Origin of the sequence: Candidatus Nitrotoga sp. BS (assembly GCF_927797785.1) — a bacterium.
Taxonomy (GTDB): domain Bacteria; phylum Pseudomonadota; class Gammaproteobacteria; order Burkholderiales; family Gallionellaceae; genus Nitrotoga.
Map to the genome: position 1 here is coordinate 80,168 of NZ_CAKMLL010000061.1, position 20,977 is coordinate 101,144.

14 protein-coding genes are annotated in these 20,977 nt (G+C 46.6%); 7 read left to right on the forward strand and 7 right to left on the reverse strand.

What is annotated here, in order from left to right; all coding sequences use genetic code 11:
- Nucleotides 1–12: 12 nt before the first annotated feature.
- A complete protein-coding gene (locus tag MJ769_RS07195) occupies nt 13–2,223 on the reverse strand; it encodes a phosphoketolase (protein WP_239235701.1) in 2,211 nt (736 codons plus the stop codon).
- 85 nt (nt 2,224–2,308) lie between these two features.
- Between MJ769_RS07195 and MJ769_RS07200 the strand changes: the two genes are divergently transcribed.
- Nucleotides 2,309–3,076 carry an IclR family transcriptional regulator gene (locus MJ769_RS07200; RefSeq protein WP_239235703.1) on the forward strand — a complete coding sequence of 256 codons (768 nt, stop codon included), beginning with the start codon at nt 2,309–2,311 and terminating at the stop codon, nt 3,074–3,076.
- 232 nt (nt 3,077–3,308) lie between these two features.
- The gene (gene ppx / locus MJ769_RS07205; protein ID WP_320412154.1) at nt 3,309–4,238 is read left to right on the forward strand and encodes an exopolyphosphatase; all 930 of its coding nucleotides are present in this window, start codon (nt 3,309–3,311) and stop codon (nt 4,236–4,238) included.
- A 194-nt stretch (nt 4,239–4,432) separates the two neighbouring features.
- Here ppx and MJ769_RS07210 read toward each other — a convergent pair whose 3' ends face one another.
- Both MJ769_RS07210 and MJ769_RS07215 read right to left on the reverse strand, forming a co-directional pair.
- On the reverse strand, nt 4,433–5,761 hold the full coding sequence (locus MJ769_RS07210) for an ATP-binding protein (RefSeq protein ID WP_239235709.1): 1,329 nt from the start codon (nt 5,759–5,761) through the stop codon (nt 4,433–4,435).
- 19 nt (nt 5,762–5,780) lie between these two features.
- Entirely contained in the window at nt 5,781–6,437 is a 657-nt protein-coding gene (locus MJ769_RS07215; RefSeq protein ID WP_445083080.1) for a response regulator, read from the reverse strand.
- Nucleotides 6,438–6,606: 169 nt separating this feature from the next.
- Here MJ769_RS07215 and MJ769_RS07220 point away from each other — a divergent pair, with 169 nt between their 5' ends.
- Genes MJ769_RS07220 through MJ769_RS07230 form a run of 3 tightly spaced genes read left to right on the forward strand, consistent with a single transcriptional unit; the run spans nt 6,607 to nt 12,287 of the window.
- Nucleotides 6,607–7,962 (forward strand): TolC family protein, encoded by a 1,356-nt coding sequence (locus MJ769_RS07220; protein WP_239235711.1) that lies wholly within the window; start codon nt 6,607–6,609, stop codon nt 7,960–7,962.
- Nucleotides 7,952–9,205 carry an efflux RND transporter periplasmic adaptor subunit gene (locus MJ769_RS07225; RefSeq protein ID WP_239235713.1) on the forward strand — a complete coding sequence of 418 codons (1,254 nt, stop codon included), beginning with the start codon at nt 7,952–7,954 and terminating at the stop codon, nt 9,203–9,205. Before MJ769_RS07220 ends, MJ769_RS07225 begins: the two co-directional genes overlap by 11 nt.
- Before the next feature lie 19 nt (nt 9,206–9,224).
- On the forward strand, nt 9,225–12,287 hold the full coding sequence (locus MJ769_RS07230; RefSeq protein WP_239235715.1) for an efflux RND transporter permease subunit: 3,063 nt from the start codon (nt 9,225–9,227) through the stop codon (nt 12,285–12,287).
- A gap of 104 nt (nt 12,288–12,391) precedes the next feature.
- On the opposite strand, the gene MJ769_RS07235 is transcribed toward MJ769_RS07230, so the two are convergent.
- Together MJ769_RS07235 and queF are read right to left on the reverse strand one after the other, a co-directional pair.
- Nucleotides 12,392–13,219, reverse strand: coding sequence for an NYN domain-containing protein (locus tag MJ769_RS07235; RefSeq protein WP_239235717.1), 828 nt, complete (start codon nt 13,217–13,219; stop codon nt 12,392–12,394).
- 60 nt (nt 13,220–13,279) lie between these two features.
- The gene (queF, locus tag MJ769_RS07240; protein WP_239235719.1) at nt 13,280–13,714 is read right to left on the reverse strand and encodes a preQ(1) synthase; all 435 of its coding nucleotides are present in this window, start codon (nt 13,712–13,714) and stop codon (nt 13,280–13,282) included.
- A 60-nt stretch (nt 13,715–13,774) separates the two neighbouring features.
- Between queF and smc the strand changes: the two genes are divergently transcribed.
- Nucleotides 13,775–17,287 carry a chromosome segregation protein SMC gene (smc, locus tag MJ769_RS07245; protein ID WP_445083081.1) on the forward strand — a complete coding sequence of 1,171 codons (3,513 nt, stop codon included), beginning with the start codon at nt 13,775–13,777 and terminating at the stop codon, nt 17,285–17,287.
- Nucleotides 17,288–17,928: 641 nt separating this feature from the next.
- Here the strand turns inward: smc and pbpG are convergent.
- On the reverse strand, nt 17,929–18,822 hold the full coding sequence (gene pbpG, locus MJ769_RS07250) for a D-alanyl-D-alanine endopeptidase (protein WP_239235723.1): 894 nt from the start codon (nt 18,820–18,822) through the stop codon (nt 17,929–17,931).
- Nucleotides 18,823–19,030: 208 nt separating this feature from the next.
- Entirely contained in the window at nt 19,031–20,233 is a 1,203-nt protein-coding gene (locus tag MJ769_RS07255) for an MFS transporter (protein ID WP_239235725.1), read from the reverse strand.
- 130 nt (nt 20,234–20,363) lie between these two features.
- Here MJ769_RS07255 and grpE point away from each other — a divergent pair, with 130 nt between their 5' ends.
- Nucleotides 20,364–20,900: a nucleotide exchange factor GrpE gene (gene grpE / locus MJ769_RS07260; RefSeq protein ID WP_239235727.1), complete on the forward strand. Its 537-nt coding sequence runs from the start codon at nt 20,364–20,366 to the stop codon at nt 20,898–20,900.
- Nucleotides 20,901–20,977: the final 77 nt, after the last annotated feature.

Genomic DNA, 20,977 nt, shown 5'->3' on the forward strand with positions numbered 1-20,977 from the left:
GATTGCCCAGGTTTAACCCAACATGACCGTCGCCCTTGCCAGCATCGCATCCGCAGTCAGACCGTTGAAGGCCATGATCTCACCAGCACTGGCAGTGGTCTCACCGCGTTTCCAGGCCATTACTTCGCGGCGTGCGGCACGAGTGCGCAGTAGCACCGGTTCGAGTGGGCCGGAGGGTCCGCCGGATACGGCGATCAGCGCGTCACCATCAAACAATGCGTTGAAGTGATCGTCATCCAAGAAGGCGTTGTCCGGCTCCGATACGGTATCCCAGGACACATCGCTTGGGCGATACAGGCGGCGTGGATTGGCTATGCTGACGATACGCACGCGATGTCCAGCCGCTTCAAGTTTGTCCTTGGCTTCGAACACCGGCAGCAACACCATGTCGCCGGTAACCGCAAATACCACGTTTTTTTCCCCGGCAGCGCTTTCATACAATTTCACCGCCCCATCCGCGATGCCCCGACGCGCCTGTTCCAGCGTGGTGTACACCGGCAAAGGACTCTTGGAGGCGATCACGATGATGCCCTTGTTATAGGTGTCCAGCGCCCATTCGTAAGCGGCCTGAATCTGGTTTGCATCGCAGGGAAACAAGGGATACACGTTGCCATTGCGCATCTGCGCCGCGAAGTAGTTCTCAATCTCCGGGCGTTGATGGGTCCAGCCGTTGCGACCCTGTTCCAGGGCGCCTGCGGTGAACATGCACACCAGCGAAGGCGTCCTGCGGCGAAGTTCCGCCATCGCCTGAGTGACGGTCTGCATGATAGGCCAACCGTTGATCGCGAAACTTTCATAGGACAGCCAGATCGAACGGGAGCCGAACAAAGCCAGCCCGGCAGCCAGGCCTGCGCAGGCATCCTCGTTGAGCGGCTCATAAACTTGCCCGGATGGTTCCTGGTGGTACAGATCATCTTTTACCGGATGGCGTATTTTCAACGCGACGTTGATGTTGGACATCGCCGATGCTTCGTTACCGTCGGCGTTGGTGACCACGAAATTTTTGTCATGTAGTCCCACGAACGCCACCAGTGCGCCGAATGCTGTAGACGGCACCTGTTTGTCGCCCGGCGTAAACTCCTTGATCGGCAAAGCCGGCAAGCTGGGGATAGGCAAAACGTGTTCGGTGACTGCGGTCTTCGCAGCCGGGCCGCCGCCAGCGCGCGAGAAGTTGTCACGCACGATCTGCCAAGCTTGCGGGTTGAGCGCACGGCGCTGCAGGGCGGTGATGATGTGCTCCGCGTCCAGCGTGTCGGCGGGGTACAAGTTGTGCGACTTGGCGCCCAGCCTGTGTACACCGCTGCCTTTTAACTGTTTCAGGATCAGCGCAGTGCGAGTTCCATTCAGAGCGCTTTTTGCTGCTACATCGGTTGCTTGCAACACAGCCGCAGCAAACGCCAGGCGCTGCTTGTGCGAAAAGAGGCTGCTGTCCACGTAAGCGCCGGATTGATTCTGGTCGTCGAAATCCTTTGCATTCACCAGCAATACGTTCTCGAAACCATGCCCGCGCCAGTAGGCAATCATTTCTTCGTTGCTCCAGGTGGTGCACATGGAGTGATGCTCCTGGCTGTAGCCGTTCCAGATCAACGCAGGCAGGAAATTAGTCACCTTCGGGTAGGCGGTATTGAAATGCATCATGCTATTCAACACATAAGGTTCGCCCATGCCGCCATCGCCTATGGTCACCGGGAACAATGTACCCGGATGCAAGAATGCGCCTGCCATGGCGAAATGTTGGCCTTGACCCAGCGGACCGGCAGGTGCCAGCAGACCGGGAATTGCGCCAGACAAGTGGCCGAGCAGGCCGTGCTTTTCACGGAAACGCTCGCGCATCTGCTGCACGGTGGTGATGCCCATCTCCTCCAGTGAGCTATCCAGGAACATCGCAGAATAAAAACCGGGGGCGTGATGCCCTACTTCGGTAACGATGTTGGTATGGCCAAGCATCACCAGTGATGCGTAAACCTCGGCGCTGGAGGCGAAACCGCCGGGGTGACCGGAAGACTTCGACGCGCAGATTTGCAAGGTCAGATAGCGCAAGGCATCTGCGGCCAGCAGCGTTTGATATGCAGCCGATGGATCGGCGGCATCGCTTATTTTTTTTGCATCCGCCGCAATGGCCGGCTGGGAGGCGTGTTCGGCAAAGCCCTGCCAAGCAGGAGCGAAGTATTGGATGCCCTGGCAAAACGCAGGGAGGGGCTCGGAATGGGCAGATGAGTTCATGGCTGGCTTCATAAAATTAAGATGATGTCATCTTACGGCAATAAATATCTTTTCACAATCCGGTTTTTGTTTCATAATGTGAAATATGAAAAAATATAAATCTCAACCTGTTTCCTCTTCCATCCAGGTCATCGACCGTATGGTTACTTTACTCGACGCGCTTGCCGCAGAAGGCAGCACATCGCTGAAAGTCCTCGCAGCGGAGACCGCGCTGCATCCGTCCACCGCATTCCGCATATTGAATTCGATGATCCTGCATGGACTGGTTAGACGTGATGAGGCTGGGGCCTACTTGCTTGGGCCGCATCTCCTGCGACTGGCCGCGCAAGCGCGTATTGATCAGGATCTGCGTGCCATTGCACGGCCGGAAATGGAGTGGTTGCGCGATCAAATCGGTGAGACAGTGAATCTCACCGTGCGCCAGGGAGATGAAGTGGTCTACGTAGAACGCGTCAGCCCTCAACGCATGATGCGTGTGGAGCAAGTGGTCGGCAGCCGCGCGCCGCTGCATGTCACCGCAGTGGGCAAGCTGATATTAGGTGAGGCGGGCGAGAGCGTGATCGACGATTATATTCACCGCACGCGCTTGCCTGCTTATACTGTAAATACGCACTGCAATCGCAAGCAGCTGCTGGCGGATATTCAAGCCAGTCTGACTCGTGGCTACGCGCTGGATAATGAGGAAGCCGAGCTTGGCGTGGCTTGTATCGGCGTATTGGTGCGCGATGCAAGCGGTGCTGTTGTTGCCGGTTTGTCGGTGTCAGCGCCGGTGGAACGGCGCAAACTCGACTGGGTGGGTCTGGTACAGGAGACCGCGCACCGTATCTCGGCACACATGGGCTATGCCGGGTAAGCTGCGCCAAATCGAGGTCGATTTATGACAATACGTCTTGCCCATCGTGTTTCTTTCAAAAGCATTGCAGCCGAAAGTCGATTACTACGCTCACCCCACATTGGGAAAGGCTCGAAATGGCGGAATAAAGTGTAGGCGATGGTAAAATGAACGCAATCCTCCGCGCTAAAATATGCCAACCATATATTCCACACCGAGAAAGTTGCTAACCTCGTATTGATAGGTCATTACTGTGCACGTATACGATACCATTGCCGCAGTGGATTTGGGTTCCAATAGCTTCCGGCTGCAAGTCGCGCGAGTGGTGGAAGATCAGATATATCTACTCGATTCCCTGAAAGAAACAGCTCGCTTGGCTGCAGGGTTAAAACCGGACAATTTTCTGGACGACGAGTCCCAACTACGTGCCCTTGCATGCCTTAAGCGTTTTGGCGAGCATTTACGTGGCTTGCCAACCCACGTAGTAAAGGTTGTAGGTACAAGCACTTTCAGGCTGGCAAAAAATGCCCCCGCTTTTCTTGAAAAAGCAGAAGCTGCCTTGGGTTTTCCGATTAAAGTAATCACTGGTCTAGAGGAAGCGCGGCTAATTTATCTGGGCGTGGCACATTGTATGCCACCATCGCAAAATCATAGGATGGTGGTTGATATCGGTGGTGGTTCTACCGAATTCGTGATTGGCGAGGGTTTAAAGCCGCTTCGCATGGAAAGCTTGCATATGGGATGCGTCAACTATAGCAAGCGGTTTTTTGGCGACGGTAAAATGACTAAAGATGCCATGCAGCAGGCAGAACTCGCGGCGCGCATGGCGCTACAAACAATTCGTTTTGAGTTTTCCAGTGGGGATTGGCAAGAAGCGATTGGGTCATCTGGCACAGCACGTGCATTAGCTGATTTGTTAAAGCAAAACGATTGGAGCAATGAAGGTATAACGGCAGAGGGGCTGGCAAAACTTCGCTCCATGTTACTGAAAGCAGGAGAATGCAAGCGGCTGAATACACTTGGGCTGAAACCGGATCGCATTCCTGTTTTGCCTGGCGGATTCGCCATTATGTCGGCAATTTTCACTGAATTGAATATTCAGCATATGAGCATAACGAGCGCCGCCCTGAAAGAAGGGGTGTTATATGACCTGTTGGGTCGTTTGCATCATCAAAATACCTGATTAGTCACGAAACACAGAAGGCTCATCTGGTGAGCCTGTAAAGGCGGATAATAATATGCACATACCGACAAGAGGAGATGCGCGATAGGATCAACCAGATGTTGAAGATGAATTCGTTTAGCTGATGCACTTCCAGCAGATGGCGAATCCGCGCAAGTTAAATTTGGTCTAGAGCCAAAAAAATTAAAGTTTACTCACACCTCAAAAACAATTTTTATACAAAAACCAGGGTGAAGGTTTGAAGCTTCAATGCTAGCATGATGTTGAGTTGCAATTTCTTTCGCTATGGAGAGGCCTAAGCCAGATCCATACGCGTCTTTATTTTCGCCTCTGTAGAATCTCTTAAAAATATGTTGTAAATCAGACTCAGGGAGACCTAGCCCAGAATCAATAACCTCTACAGTAATATTTTGTTCATTATTGAATATGGCGATATCTACCTTCCCGTAATTTGGAGTGTATCGAATAGCGTTATCAACTAGATTACTAAGCAGCACTTTTAACTCATGACTTACACCATCAACCATCGCTACACTTGATGTATTTAGTCCCAAGTCTATTGATTTCACTTGAGCTAAAACTAAAAACTCTTGGATACTTTCTTTTGCAAGGTCGAGTAAATTTACTGCTTCAGTTTTCCTAATTTGATTGTTGGGTTCAATCCGCGCTAACGTAAGTAATTGACTGATCAATTGCTCAGAGCGCGTTATGCCACAACTTAAAATTTTAATTGCACTATCACGTTCTGATTTATTTTTCGCTTGTTCGACCAATGTAATTTGAAGTCTTAATGCGGTAATAGGCGTTCGTAACTCATGTGCGGCATCCGAAGTAAACCGCTTTAACAACGCGACCGTATCAGAAACTTTACCCATAAACATATTAAGTGAATTTACTAAAGGTTTAATTTCACTTGGTATTTTTTCTGTTGCAAAAGGTTTTAGATCAAGACTTTGGCGATGCTCAATTTCCTCAGAAAGCACTGACAGAGGACGAAGCGCTTTACTAATCGCTAAAAAAATCAGTATGACCAATACAGGTATGAGCACTAGCTGTGAGGTCATTAGACTCACCGCAGTTTCTTTGATAGTGAGCTGTCTTAGCTTTAAAGATTGCGCAACCTGGATGGTTTCATTTTTGACTTGAATTGAAAAAAAACGCCATTGCTTACCCATGTATCGTTGGGTTGATAAGCCAAGAGTAGAGGGCAAAGGTACTTTTTCCTCGGGATGAGAAACGTACAGCATGGTGCCATCTTGCGCTAACACGCGCACGTAAAATTCCTGCTCTTTTTCAATTTCTGTATGACTTCCAACTGGACTATTAATATATAAACGCGAACTATCATGAATCGCAAGATGTTGAGCTTCTATTGCACTCGCTACTTGCTGCAGGGTGGCATCGTATAACTCGTCTAACTCATTTTTACTGACTACATAAGAAGCCCAGCTGATTAGCCCATACACAATCAGTACCGACAATGAGATATATATGAGTAAAAAACGCTTGATAGAGCGATTCATTTAAGTGCCTGAAAAATTTTCAGCATTTAGGAAAGGTGTAGCCAACGCCACGAATATTCATAATGATTTTTGATCCAAATTTACGTCTGATTATGTGAATATGTACTTCAATTGCATTACTCTCGATTTCGTCACCCCAACCATAGATTTTTTCTTCCAATTGATTTATTGAGAAGATAACGCCAGGATTTTCAAGCAATGTTTGCATAATGCCGAAAGCTCTAATTGATAAACGCTCGGACACATTTCCATAAGTCATTGTGTAGGTGGCGGGGTCTAATGATGCACCAGCGTATTGAATAAGAGGATTGCTTCTACTTTCTTTACGTCTTGTTAAGGCACGAATTCTGGCTACCAACTCATCAATCGCAAATGGCTTAAGCAGATAATCATCGGCTCCGCTATCCAGCCCTCTAACGCGATCCTCAATACTATCTCTTGCTGTAATGATAAGCACTGGCGTTGTATTTCCCGCAGAGCGTAATTGCGTCAGGTATTCGATACCAGAGCGTTTTGGCAAACCTAAATCCAATAAAATAAGGTCATAGGTTTCCAGGCTTATTGTATGTTCGGCAGCAAATGTATCTTGCACCCAATTGACTACGTAGGTTTTCAAAGCCTTTTTAAGACTTTGCCCAATCATCAAATCATCCTCAACTAAGAGTATTCGCACCACATTGTTCCTAATGTTGAGTTAGTTAAAAAAATTTAACCCCCTACAAACCGAGACTTGCATTTTGCTACGATTAACTTAATGGAAACTTAACATCAATCCTTAATCTTTAAGTTTCCATTAAGTTTGCATCTTTACATTACGTACATTCTATTTAAGCACGTTAATTAAAATGCAATTTAAATCGACACTATTTCTTAAAAGCGCAGCCATTCTATTTGCCAGCCTATCGGTATTGGCCGGTTGCCAATCGATTCCTGAAATAGCAGATCAATCTAAGGTCATGCAAAATACGATTGCATACGATCAGCAGTTAACTAACGGCGCTTCACCTGAAACACTGGATGGTGCAGCAAAACTGCGATCACAAATGCTATTGACCGAGTTGGAGGCTGTGCACTACGCATTAAATAACAATGCCGCATTTAAATCATTACTAATTGATTTAAAAATAGCAAAAGCGGACTTAGTCAATGCAGGCTTACTACCTAACCCCGAGTTTCTTTTTTCATTTGGTGTCACAAATAAGCCCTATCGATATGCCATAGACTTACCTTTAGAAGCGCTTTGGTTGCGTCCTATTAGAATCCGCTCAATGAAGAGTGAGGCAGATGCAATTACTTACAAGCTAACGCAATCTGGGCTTAATCTGATCAAAGATGTACGTGTGGCTTACGCACAATCAGTGTTGGCACAAGAGCGATTAAGTGTGGCTGATACTTCTAGTCAATTGCGCGCCAGAATATATACCTTATCAATTAAGCGTCTTGAGGCTGGCGATTTGAATGGTAAAGACATACTCATTGCGAAAAATGATGCGGTAATCGCACAGCGTGACTGGGAACTGGCGCAGTACGATGTAAAAATCAAACAGGAGATACTTTTAAATCTGCTTGGTGCATCGCAAAAACATCGCAATATTACGTTGTCTTCAAATGTGATTCCTGCTTGCCAAGATGAAGAAATCGACAAATTATTAAGCACTGCGCTCACACAACGTCCAGATTTGATAGCCGCGCAATTTTCAATTGATTCTGCAAAGGAAAAAATCAAGCTATCTAATTTGAATTGGTTAAAACTCACAGCTACGGCAGATGCCACCAGTGGACAAAACAATGGGCACACGCTTGGGCCATCTGTCAGAACGACCTTACCAATACTCAACCAGAATCAAGGTGCTGTTAGCAGAGCAGAGGCAGAATTAGAACGCGCTGAGTTAAACCTTGAGGTTTTAAAGCAGCAAGCAATTCTGGAAATCAGAACGTCATATCTTCAATATCAGCAATCTTGCCATGACTGGAATGTGTTGCAAGAAAAGCTGATGCCATCAATTCAACAAATGATCCAACTCACAGAACAAGCCTATCAAGAGGGTGATATTTCATATTTACAAACGCTGGAAGCAAACCGTCAGTTTGTGGATATACAGATGAGACAAGTGCAATTAAAAGCAGATCTCATCAGTAAACAGGCAGAAATAACACGTAATCTTAGTCAAAAAGCCAAAGGTAACTTAAATGAAAGTTAAGCCATTTAAATTTGAATTCATAAAACATAACCCAAAAATTGGATTAATGTTGATAGCAGGCTTTTTGATTATAACAATTTGTTTTGTTTCATTAAAACTGATTGCAAAGCCTGCTGAGGTGCGCGAAAAAAATGTAACCAAGCAAGCGATTACGCACGAAAGTGACTTGAATACAGTACACATTAGCGATGAAACTTATCGTAAATTAGGTATTGAAATTGCGCTAGTCAAACGTGAAGCGATTTCAAAAAATAAAAATTACGGCGGCGAAGTAATGGTGCCAATTGGTGGTAAAGCCAGCGTCACTGCACCCATTTCTGGAAAGCTGGTGTCTTCTTCGCCAGAAGCTCTACGCCCTGGTGCGCAGGTAAATGTAGGACAGTTGCTTTATCGAATCCAACCCATGTTAACTGCAGATGCACGTGCAAATATGGTCACCGCTTTGGCCGATGCCAATAGCTTGGTAAATACGTCTAAAACACAAGTTGATGCGTCACAGATTGCCTTAGCGCGCGCTAAAAAACTACTCGCTGATTTGGTAGGAAGTAAGCGCAATGTCGATGATGCATATGCAAATTTTGAAGTTTCTCAGAGAAATCTAGAGGCCGCGAAGGTAAAGCAGAATGCATTATCACAAGTTGTGAATGTTGGCACCATTGCGCCAATTGATGTAAAGGCACCGCAATCTGGCACGATCACCAATATTTTTTCAGTACCTGAGCAATTGGTTTCAGCTGGAAATCCAATTATTGAGATTTCAGAATTACATACACTTTGGGTGCGAGTGCCTGTTCCAGTAGGTGAGATAAATGAAATTGACCAGCAGGCTGATGCAAAGGTCAGTCTGCTTGGCTCAGGAACTAACGCAAAACTGTTTACTGCAAAGCCTATCTCTGCCACACCAACGGCTGATCCGTTAACAAGCTCTGCGCATCTGTACTATGCAATCCAGAATGATCAATCCGCTTTCCGACCTGCTGAACGGGTATCTGTATCTCTTAACACTTTTAATAATAAACAAACAATATTGACGATTCCTTGGAGTGCAGTTGTGTTCGATATTCATGGAGGCAGCTGGGTTTATACGCAAAAATCAAGCACTACCTTTGAGCGCAAGCGCGTATTTTTAGAGCGTGTGAGTAGTGGTAATGCTGTGATGAGCGAAGGCCCAGCAGTAGGTTCGAAAATTGTGGTGAATGGCGCTTTAGAGCTGTTTGGAGTTGAAACAGGTTTCGCACATTAAATACGGTAGGTAACCTAACATGTTAAAGAATATGATTTATTCTGCGGTCAATGGTCGTCACGCAGTACTGTTTCTATCGATAGTAATCATGTTGGTTGGTTTATTTGCGGCAAAGCAAGCCCCTTTAGATGTATTCCCCGAGTTTGCCCCAATAAAAGTCGAAATTCAGACAGAAGCGCCAGGACTATCTACGGAAGAAACCGAGCAACTAATTAGCATGCCATTGGAGCAACTACTGAACGGAACGCCGCACCTGAAAACGATACGTTCTAAATCAGTCGTGGGGCTGTCTTCTGTTGTCATGCTTTTCGAGGAAGGCACAAATATACAAGAAGCAAGACAGTTTGTTCAAGAGCGATTAAGTCTGGCGGCCACCCGGTTACCCGTTGTCGCAAAAGCACCCGTATTGATGCCACCATTGTCATCACTTTCGCGCGTTTTGAAGATTGGCGTTTCCTCAAAACAGTTATCACAAATGGATATCAGTAACATAACCATGTGGACGATACGTCCTCGGTTAATGTCGGTACCCGGTATTGCAAATGTTGCTGTTTGGGGGCAGCGCGATAAGCAATTACAAATAGTGATTGACCCTAATCGTTTGCGCGCAGCTGGACTGACCATACCACAGATAATTAAGGCCGCTGGCGATGCTGCCAGCATTGAGTCGGGAGGGTTTGTAGATACACCGAATCAACGCATCGCGCTGCGTCATAAAAACCTGAGTACGCAACCTGATGAACTAGCAAAAATAGTGGTAGATTTTAAAAACGGTTCTCCAGTTCGATTGGGAGATGTTGCTGAAATTACTATCGGCAGTCCACCACCAATAGGCGATGCAGTCATTAATCATGGTGATGGATTATTACTGATTGTAGAAAAACACCCGAATGCCAATACGATAGAGGTCACAAAAAATGTAGAACTTGCACTTGCCGAGTTGAAGCTAGCGCTTCATCAGCTTGAGATTGATTCAACCATTTTTAGACCAGCGACCTTTATTGAGCGTGCTATCCAAAACCTACAAAATGCACTGTTAATTGGTGCGGTTTTAGTGATGGGCATCTTGATGATTTTTTTACGCAACAAACGTGCTGCGTTCATCAGTATTTGCGCTATTCCATTATCTTTAATCACTGCTGTATTGGTGTTAACAATATTTAATATAGGCATCAATACCATGGTTATCGCAGGACTTGTCATCGCATTAGGTGAGGTAGTCGACGATGCCATTATTGATGTTGAAAACATCATTAGGCGCTTGAAATTAAACCAGCTTTCAGAGAAACCCAAATCCAAACTCAACGTGATTGTAAACGCCTCATTAGAGGTGCGTAGCGCCGTGGTATATGCCACGATGATCGTGATGGTCGTTTTTCTGCCGGTTTTATTTTTAGATGGCATCGCAGGTGCTTTTTTTAAACCATTAGCCACAGCTTATTTGCTTGCCATTCTGGCCTCGCTAGTCGTTGCGCTCACGGTCACACCTGCTTTGTCTTATTTCCTGTTGAAATCTGAATCAGATGACAAGGAAATCAGCCAGGTGACGTGGTTACGTAACCGTTACGCCAAGTTGTTAGATGTCTTTTTAATCAATCCCAAAAAAATTGTGGTCACAACTTTACTAGCATTTTCAATTGCGGGTACGGGCTCACTTTTCTTGGGATCAGAATTTTTACCCAAGTTTAAAGAGACTGATTTCTTGATGCACTTTCTCGAACGACCAGGCTCATCAATTGAGCAAATGAAAAAAATGAGCATACGTGCGAGCAATGATTTGCTTGCGATTCCCGGTGTTAGAAATTTTGGTGCGCATATTGGTCGTGCAGAAGCCGCAGATGAAGTGGTCGGCCCAAACTTTACCGAGCTATGGATTAGTATTGATCCTGAGCTGAATTATGACAAAACTGTCGCCTCGATTCAGCAGGCCATGCAAGGCTATTCTGGCATTTTTGCTGATGTACAAACCTATCTGAAAGAACGTAGTAAAGAAGTGTTATCTGGAACCAGCTCTAGCATTGTGGTGCGGCTTTTTGGTCCTGATTTAGCTGTATTACGGCAGCAAGCTGAAGCGATCAAAAGCACAATGCAATCCGTTGATGGTGTAACAGATTTAAAAGTTGAGCCACAAGTGTTGGTGCCGCAAATTGAAATCCGCCTTAAACAGGATGCAGCTCAGCGTTACGGCATTAATACCAATGATATTCGCAAAGTAACCAGTATGGTATTGAAAGGAACCAAGGTAGGTGAAGTATATGAAACGCAACAAAAGGTAGATGTCGTGATCATCGGCAATGCCGACAGTAAATTAGACCTGTCTGCAATTCAGCAATTACCCATAGACTCACCTTTTGGATCTCAATTAAGAATTAAAGATGTGGCAGACGTTTATTTTGTAGGCATGCCAAATGAAATCAAGCGCGAAGCAGTATCTAGACGTATTGATATTGTAGCCAACGCCAAAAATAGAGATCTAGGCGCAGTTGCTTCTGACATTGAAAACAAAGTTTTAAAGATGCAATTTCCCTCTGGCTATTACCCGCAATTTTTAGGTGAATATACAGCACAAAAAGCAGCGAAAAATAGATTGGCAGGACTATCTATTTTGATGTTATTTGCCATTGTATTGATTGTATACGTTGATTTTAAATCCTACCGCCATACCTTGATATTAGTCGCTTCCTTACCATTTGCACTCATTGGCGGCGTGATTGGCGTGTTTATTTCAGGAGGTGTCGTTTCACTAGGCTCAATGGTGGGATTTATCGCTGTACTGGGTATCGCGGCCAGAAACGGCATTTTACTCATCAGCCATTATCGACATTTGATAATCAGTGAAAATGTTGCAATGAGTAGCATTGAGCTCATTAAACGTGGTTCAAATGAGCGGCTTATTCCCATTTTAATGACTGCACTCGCAACCTCTTTAGCATTATTACCCATCATATTTAAAGGCCCTATTTCGGGATACGAAATTGAGTATCCCCTTGCAATCGTAGTTGTTAGTGGATTACTCACTTCAACCATTTTAAATTTGGTGTTGTTACCGTCTATCTTTTTAAAATTCTGTATGAAAAATTAAAGTAGTGGATCACCTCAAGAAAAAATGGTCGCTGGAGCAAATTGCAGGCACACTCAAAAATATGCATCCTGACAAGCCCGCACATCGAGTGAACCACGAAACGATTATTCCTCCGTCACGGGTAAGCGTATGGTGTATTGACCCCCTGCTTTTTCATCACGTACCATCATGAGCAGATTATGCTTCTGTGCATCCTCTACCAATTCTTTGAACGTACGATAACCATAAGCCGATTCAGTAAAGCCTGGCCTTCGACGCTGCATGGTTGGCTTGACCATGGAATACCATATTTTTTCCTCTCCCCGTTCGGCAATCAGTGCTTCTATGGTTTCGACAATAAAATCCAGTGCTTCCCGCTGCTTATCATCTTCAGTCTTAATTGATTTTTTCGTTCTGCCACCGGCAGACGATTTGGCCGGAGATTTTTTCTCAGCACGTTTTTTTTGTGCTTCTTGCTCACGCACCAGATCATCATAAAAAATGAATTCATCGCAATTGGCGCTAAGCAAATCAGAGGTTGAATCCTTAACCCCAATCCCGATCACATATTTATTGTTTTCTCTCAGCTTTGAAACCAATGGAGAAAAATCCGAATCACCGCTGATAATGACGAAGGCATCAACATGGGATTTGGTATAACAAAGGTCCAGTGCATCTACGACCATACGGATATCGGCAGAATTTTTTCCTGATTGGCGCACATGCGGAATCTCGATCAATTCAAAAGCCGCTTCATGCATCGTCGCCTTGAATTCCTTGTAACGATCCCAGTCGCAATAAGCTTTTTTGACAACAATACTGCCCTTGAGTAGTAAGCGTTCGAGCACCTTCTTGATATCGAACTGCGCATATTTAGCGTCACGTACACCTAAGGCAATGTTCTCGAAATCACAAAATAAAGCCATGTTGGAAATTTCAGGTTGACCAGCCATCTGTTACTCCTAAATTAAATTAGTTGATGTTGCTACACCTGTTCTTCGACTTATTGTCAACTAGCCTCGCGTATTCGACTGCGTCTCGAACTGCATCAGATCCACTAGCGGCTGTGCTTGCCAGCCAGGTTTCCTGTGCTCTGTCACAACATTAGTAAAAATGCCGCCACGAACGTAAAATTTGGCGGTAAGGCGCATGAAACGCGGTTGGATAGCGGTGACCAGATCATCCAGAATACGATTGGTAACGTCTTCATGAAAATGTCCTTCATTGCGAAATGACCATATATACATCTTGAGACTTTTCAGTTCGACGCAGGTCGTATCCGCGATGTAATCGAGGATCAACGTAGCAAAATCAGGCTGACCAGTCTTGGGACACAGACAGGTAAACTCGGGAATTTCCATGTGAATGTGGTAATCGCGCTCGACACTGGGATTGGCGAAGGTTTCCAGTTGTTTGCTGGCCACGGTTTTGCTGGGCAGTGAGCTCATTTTGATATGCCTTGTGGGTCGGTTAGAATACAGCGCATTATAATGTCCAACTGATTGAAATTGCGTCTTTCTCACGTCAAGATCGCTGGATTTAAATCCTTCGTTGATCCCACCCATATTGCGTTACCCGGTCAGATCGTCGGCATTGTCGGTCCGAATGGCTGTGGAAAATCAAACGTCATTGACGCGCTCCGCTGGGTACTGGGTGAATCTCGCGCTTCGGCACTACGTGGCGAATCTATGCAAGATGTTATTTTTAACGGCTCCGGTAAGCGCAAACCGGTCTCGCGCGCTAGCGTCGAGCTGATCTTCGATAACAGTTTGGGCAAAGCTGGTGGTCAATGGTCAAGCTACGCCGAAATCTCTATCAAACGTGTGCTGCTACGTGACGGAAATTCCAGTTACCACATCAATAATCAGCATGTGCGGCGTAAGGATATAACCGACATTTTCCTGGGCACTGGTCTAGGCGCGCGAGCTTATGCCATTATCGAACAGGGTATGATTTCACGCATCATCGAGGCTAAACCGGAAGAGCTGCGTATATTTTTAGAGGAGGCTGCCGGGGTATCTAAATACCGCGACCGCCGCCGCGAAACTGAGCTTCGCATTTCCGATACGCACGACAACCTGCTCCGCGTTGATGACATCCTGCTAGAGCTGACCAAACAACTTACCCGTTTAACCGCACAAGCAGCGGTAGCCAAACGTTACTGCGAACTGGAATCCAAGCGCGACACTACACAACAATTGTTGTGGCTGGTAAATAAGCAGGAAGCCGAGACACGCCGAGTACGTTTTGCCCAAGGAGCTGAGAAAACCAAAAATGAGCTGGAAGCTGAGACTGCGCGTCTGCGTGAAATGGAAAGCCAACTGGAACACACGCGTAGTGAGCATTACACACAAGCAGATGCACTGCATGCCGAGCAGGGCGAACTGTATGCTGCTAATGCTGAGATTGCGCGACTAGAGCAACAGATAGCTCATCTCAACGATCAACGCATGCGCTTGACCAAACAGCTGGCCGATAACGAGCTACAGTTAGAGCAACAGCGCGTTCAGTTGCAAGGCGTAGAGTCTTTGTTGACACATTGGCAGCAACAACAAAAAGAGGCAGATATTCGAGTTAAGGATAGTGAAAATCGCGCGAACGCCGAAGCATTGCATCTGCCGCAAGCAGAAGAAGCAGTCCGCATCGAAATGGAGCGTCACAACACAATGCAACGCGAACAGCTGATCGCGCAGCAGCAACTGCAACAGGCCAATTCGGAACTCGAACATATTCAGCGAAATGTGCAACAGCTAGAAGTGCGCCGCTCGCGCTTGCTGCTGGAACAGGACAATCTGCCGCAGATAGATAGCGAAGCGTTAACACAGATGCAGTGTCAATTTGCCGAGACAGAGATAGAACGCGATGCGCAACAACAGGAGCTGACAGAACTTCAGGCGCAATTACCGGAGGCTGATACGGCACGGCGTAACCAGCGTATCGCAATGCAGGAGCTGGAACGACAACTGTCCCAAGTAGAGGCGAGACTTTCCGCATTACAACAGCTTCAAAAACAGGTTGATAACGACAAAAATCTAAAACAGTGGTTATCCAAACATCAATTGGACCAACTACCGCGCCTGTGGCAATCCATCGGCATCGAGGCAGGCTGGGAAGACGCGCTGGAAGCCGTTTTGCGCGAACGTCTCAATGCGCTAGCCCTACCCCACCTTGATAATGCAGAACATTGGAGCGATGCGCCACCGGCCAGGCTGGCTGTATTTTCAGTGGGCGGAGCTCTTAATTCCAAAGCCCAACAAGATAATGGGCTGACCCCGCTTGGTCAGTTCGTAAGCTACCAGAACCCACAGGTAGCAACGGTGGTGATGGACTGGTTATCTGATGTGTATGTCACGGATACGCTGGCACAAGGATTGAAGTTGCGTGAACGCTTGCCTGGCGGTGCTTGGTTAGTGACGCCACAAGGACACCTGATTGGCGCGCATAGCGTGCTGTTCCATGCTCCAGACAACCAGGTGCATGGTTTGCTGGCGCGGCAACGTGAGATTGAGCGTTTGACGGAGACAGCGCAACAACAGGCGAAGTCATTGGATGATGGTAAAAGCCAGGCAGCACTGGCAGAGGAAACCTATCACGCTATCGAAAGCCGCATTTCGCGCTTACGCGCGGCAGACAGTGCATTGCAACAGCGCCTGCATGAGGTACAAGTACAGATTCTAAAATTAACCCAGGCCAACGAACGCAGCCACGAGCGCGCTACGCAGATCACACATGAATTGCAAGAGCTGGCCGAACAGTCTGCTGGCGAGCAATGCCAGCATCAGGAAATCGCTGAGCGTATGGTCATTTTGCGCGAAAGTATTGCGACACAACAAGTAGAAACTGATCAGATGAAACTACAAGTTGTCGCTCAGGAATCCATACTGCGCAAGCAGCGCGAATGCTCACAAAAGGCGCAAAACGAATTGCAGGAAGCCCGTTTTTTCGTCAAATCCTGCACGGAAAAAATCGCCGATCTAAACCACAATTTTAAACAGATCGGGTTAACGCTGGCGCAGTTAGAACACACGTTGATACAAAACCATGCTGAGTTAGACCATATAGAAGATGGCAACAGCAAACAACAATTGCAGGAAGCGCTGAGCAATCGCCAAACACGTGAACAGGCACTGACCGAGGCTCGCAACACGCTGGAACAAACCACCAATAATCTGAATAAACTGGAACAAGAACGCCTGTCTTGCGAACAAAAACTGCATCCACTGCGTGAAAAACTGAGCGATTTATTACTCAAGGAACAGGAAGCACGTCTGCAATGTGAACAATGGGCGGAGCAATTGCAAGATGCGGATGAAACAACACTACTCGCCCTGCTCGAAAGCGGCAATATCAAGCTGAATGCGTTACAGAACGAATTAAATCGCCTGAACAACGACATAACTGAACTGGGTTTGGTGAATCTGGCGGCGCTCGAGGAATTAAATGTGGCACAGGAACGCAAAACATATCTGGATGCCCAAGCGAAAGACTTGACTGAGGCAATGGACACGCTGAGAGGGGCAATACGCCGCATCGACAAGGAATCACGAGAATTATTGATGACCACTTACAATGAGGTCAATCGCCATATGGCAGAAATGTTCCCAGTACTCTTTGGCGGAGGCGAGGCACGCTTGGTGCTAACTGGCGATGAAATCCTGGATAGCGGCATACAGGTGATGGCACAACCACCGGGCAAAAAAAACGCTTCAATTCACCTGTTATCAGGAGGCGAAAAAGCGTTAACTGCGATTGCACTGATATTCTCGATGTTCCAGCTTAACCCCGCACCTTTCTGCCTGTTGGACGAGGTTGATGCTCCTCTTGATGACACCAACACCGAACGGTTGTGTAAGCTGATCCAGAAAATGGCACAGCACACCCAATTCATCTTTATCAGCCACAACAAGATCACCATGGAACTGGCACAGCAGCTGGTAGGCGTAACCATGCAGGAACGCGGCGTATCGCATGTGGTGACAGTGGATATTGAGGAAGCACTGCGCCTGCGTGACGACGGTTAAATAACTTCAGGGTGCATCTAGGAGGCAGTTTGAGAATCGAATGATCACCTGCGGGAAAGCTATTTTGCCAGATCTTTAGATCAATAAACAACCCCGCCCCAAGGGGCGGGGTATTATGACGAGTTGCTCGAAAATCGTTAATTTTCATTGCAACAAATTATATTCGCCGCAAGCGGCGGGGAATTTACCCGAAAGCGATTAAAAATGGAGTGTGACATAAGCCGTAAAAAATAGCTTAATCATTGTTACACTTCACAATTCTCCGATAGGATTATAAATAATGATGGAAGAGCTTTTCAGACTACGTTGGGAGGAGAGAAATCGCGCGCTACAGCAAGAATTCCTCCGCGTACGGCAGGAGATAAATACTAGAGGTTTTCAAAATCCATCAGGGCACGAATCAAAAAACAACAACTAGCGATTTGGCAAAACCGTTATTGGGAGCATTGCATTAGGGATGAGGCCGATTGACTGGAGATACTCTGGCATTCATCGGTATGTCCAATATGGCATTGTTGATGAAAACCGGAGTATGCTTAATCCGTTTATTTCTGAGGGTATTCGGTATGAATGATTCTTGTCGAGTTACGCTGTCGCTAACCCGACCTACCGGACTGCACTATAGCCTTATTAGTGATTGCTCAAATGTTCTTATCTTGTCTGCGTGGTGTTGCACTTTCCATCCATTTCTTTACGCGGATGGCATCACCAACGCGCGTATTTTTTCCTTGTGAATCCAATAACACAATGATTACCGGACGATCCTTAATATGAGCATGCATCACTAGACAGCGCCCTGCTTCATTTATGTAGCCAGTTTTGCTTACATCTATATTCCAAGATGCATTCTTCACCAACGGATTTGTATTTCCAAAACGAAGCGGGGCGAATCCAGGTGCAGCAACCATATGAGACGCGGTAGTGGTGTACTTATTGATAAGCTTATAGTGTTGTGCTGCAATCACCATTTTTGCCAAGTCATGTGCAGTGGAAGTGTTGTCACTATTTAAACCAGTTGCATCACGGAACTGGGTTTTCTTCATACCCAGTTCGAGCGCCTTTTCATTCATCATCGCCACGGCTGCATGGGTGCCACCCGGATAAGTGCGCGCTAATGCAGCCGCCGCACGATTCTCAGAAGACATGAGTGCCAGATTAAGCAATTCACCTCGCGTCAGCGTCATGCCAATACGCATGCGCGAATGAGTGTTTTTCAGAATATCAAAATCAAACACGCTGATAGTAATTTTTTCATCCAAGGGCAACTTCGCGTCCAACACCACCATCGCAGTCATAAGCTTGGTGATGGACGCAATAGGTACGATGGCACTTGCATTCTTGCTATATAGGGAGCGCTGATCCTGTTCATCGTAAATCAGTGCAATCGATGATCTCAGCTTGGGCGAAGAAGGATACTTCAGCACAGCATTAGTCAGATAGCCACCCTTATTGTGGGTAATAGCTGTACCGGGTGCGGCCTTTGCGGCCAGAGTAGGCGCTAGCAGTAACAGCAGCACTATTAGTTTTTTGTACATCTCTTCTCCAGGGAGGGAAATCACTGTGCGTAGCATACCGCAACATAGAAATAACTCAAAGGGAAAGACTCTGCAATTTAGGGATAAATTTGAAGCTAGATTGTATTTCCAAAGAGGGGCGAGGTTGAAGAGTTGATGTTCTAAATTAGTCACGATGCAAGGCATTGTGACTAATTAATCGAAGTATGGCTGCAAACCTCGGTGCACATTAAATAATGGAGTCCGGCTGATTCCTAGGTGCCACCACTATTCTTAATTTCCACAATATCAACAATAGCCCCAGAAACGCCGCCAAGGCGCTGAACGAGTACATTACACTTGCACCCCAGTGCTCCCATAGCGGGGCACTCAATAATCCACCAACCATACCGCCCGCGCCGTAAGTAAAACTACCAAACAGCGCCTGCCCTTTAGATTGATGCCGCCCGCGAAAGTACTGATGTACCAGCGCCATAGCCACCGCATGAAAGGCACCAAAGGTGGCGGCATGCAATACTTGTGCAAACAGAGTCAACGGCAGCAAGTCCACCCCCCAGCCAATCAACAAAAAACGCAGCACTGCACAGGCAAAACTTACGATCATGATTTTCGACAATGTGAAACGCATCATTAGCCACGGCATGGCGAAAAACACCGCAATCTCGCAGATTACACCTAGTGCCCACAGCCAACCAACTGCACTTTTAGAATAGTCATGCTCCACCAGATAAATAGAATAAAAAATGTAAAGAGGCCCATGCGCCAAAGCCATCAGAAAGCATGCGCCAAACAATACCAGCACTTGTGGTTGTAATACCAAACGCATAATGGGCTGATTGTCGGTATGGTGCACCAGCACCTCGGTGGGTGGGATCTGACGTGCGAACAGAAAAATGCCAAATTGAATCGCTACACCTACCCACAATATCCAGGCGATAGCGATGGTGTCAAACGCATAGCCCAGCCCCAAGACCGAAACAATAAATCCAAGCGAACCCCAAGAACGAATACGGCCATAACGCGCAGTGTGCTTACCCAGATAGGTCAGCGTAGTCGCCTCCACAAGCGGCATGGAAGCACTCCAGAAAAAACTCATCACCATCATAACCAGCAACAAACCGGCGAATTCAGTCGTGAAAAAAACGCCCAAATAGCTGAGAACACTGCACAACGCCGCCAGTTGCACTATCATCAAACGCTGCCCGGTTCGGTCGGCCAGCCAGCCCCATAGTGTAGGAGACAACATCCGCATCACTGGCTGCACCGACATTAAAATGGCAATTTGCATTGCATTGAAATGAATGGATTGCAGATACAAACTCCAGTAAGACGCGAACATCCCCACAGAGGCAAAGTAAAAGAAATAAAAACCGGCGATACGCCAGTAATAATTTTTATGAAGGGTCACAGCAACAAAAGTGGGGATGAACATGCGGTCAACGCCCGCAAAAAGGAATTATCTCACGCGGATAAAATAATATTACGCAATGCTCTTGAAATCAAAAAAGTCGACCCCATTCTTACGCTACACATTTTTTAAAGAAATCATTTTGGAGAAGCAGATGGAACACACCGAAGGCTCATCCCAACAGTCTGAACAGGCTACCCCAACTGAAGAGACGCTCAACCAAGAGGTTATGCCAAGCATTGAAGAGATGCTGCAACAAGCTGAGCGCAAATCACAGGAACACTATGATGCTTGGATGTACGCCAAGGCAGAAAGCGAGAATATTCGTCGGCGCGCGCAAGAAGACGTGAGCAAGGCAAGAAAGTTGGCCGTGGAGCATTTCTCTAATGAAATGCTGATGGTGAAGGATAGCTTGGAAGCGGGATTAGCTGTTGAAACTGCCACAGTAGAAAGTTTCAAGAACGGCATGGAGCTAACGCTCAAGCAGCTCGCTGCCGTATTCACCAAATTCAACATAACAGAAATTAATCCGCTCGGCGAAAAATTCGACGCTCACTGGCACCAAGCCATTAGCATGGTAGACAGTGAGCAAGAAGCTAACACGGTTGTGAGCGTAATGCAGAAAGGATATCAACTGCACGATCGGGTGTTACGTCCTGCATTGGTGATGGTGGCCAAAGCGAAGGAGTAATAACCATACAATTAAAGGCAGCCAGCTGCTTCTTGATTACATTTTCGCGGAATTTTACAAAAAAATATCGTAACACT

What these genes read in the sequence shown, in the direction of transcription:
- MJ769_RS07195 (WP_239235701.1), bottom strand. Translation starts at nt 2,223, where the DNA reads ATGAACTCATCTGCCCATTCCGAGCCCCTCCCTGCGTTTTGCCAGGGC.
- MJ769_RS07200 (WP_239235703.1), top strand. Translation starts at nt 2,309, where the DNA reads ATGAAAAAATATAAATCTCAACCTGTTTCCTCTTCCATCCAGGTCATC.
- MJ769_RS07210 (WP_239235709.1), bottom strand. Translation starts at nt 5,761, where the DNA reads ATGAATCGCTCTATCAAGCGTTTTTTACTCATATATATCTCATTGTCG.
- MJ769_RS07220 (WP_239235711.1), top strand. Translation starts at nt 6,607, where the DNA reads ATGCAATTTAAATCGACACTATTTCTTAAAAGCGCAGCCATTCTATTT.
- MJ769_RS07225 (WP_239235713.1), top strand. Translation starts at nt 7,952, where the DNA reads ATGAAAGTTAAGCCATTTAAATTTGAATTCATAAAACATAACCCAAAA.
- MJ769_RS07230 (WP_239235715.1), top strand. Translation starts at nt 9,225, where the DNA reads ATGTTAAAGAATATGATTTATTCTGCGGTCAATGGTCGTCACGCAGTA.
- MJ769_RS07235 (WP_239235717.1), bottom strand. Translation starts at nt 13,219, where the DNA reads ATGGCTGGTCAACCTGAAATTTCCAACATGGCTTTATTTTGTGATTTC.
- queF (WP_239235719.1), bottom strand. Translation starts at nt 13,714, where the DNA reads ATGAGCTCACTGCCCAGCAAAACCGTGGCCAGCAAACAACTGGAAACC.
- pbpG (WP_239235723.1), bottom strand. Translation starts at nt 18,822, where the DNA reads ATGTACAAAAAACTAATAGTGCTGCTGTTACTGCTAGCGCCTACTCTG.
- MJ769_RS07255 (WP_239235725.1), bottom strand. Translation starts at nt 20,233, where the DNA reads ATGTTCATCCCCACTTTTGTTGCTGTGACCCTTCATAAAAATTATTAC.
- grpE (WP_239235727.1), top strand. Translation starts at nt 20,364, where the DNA reads ATGGAACACACCGAAGGCTCATCCCAACAGTCTGAACAGGCTACCCCA.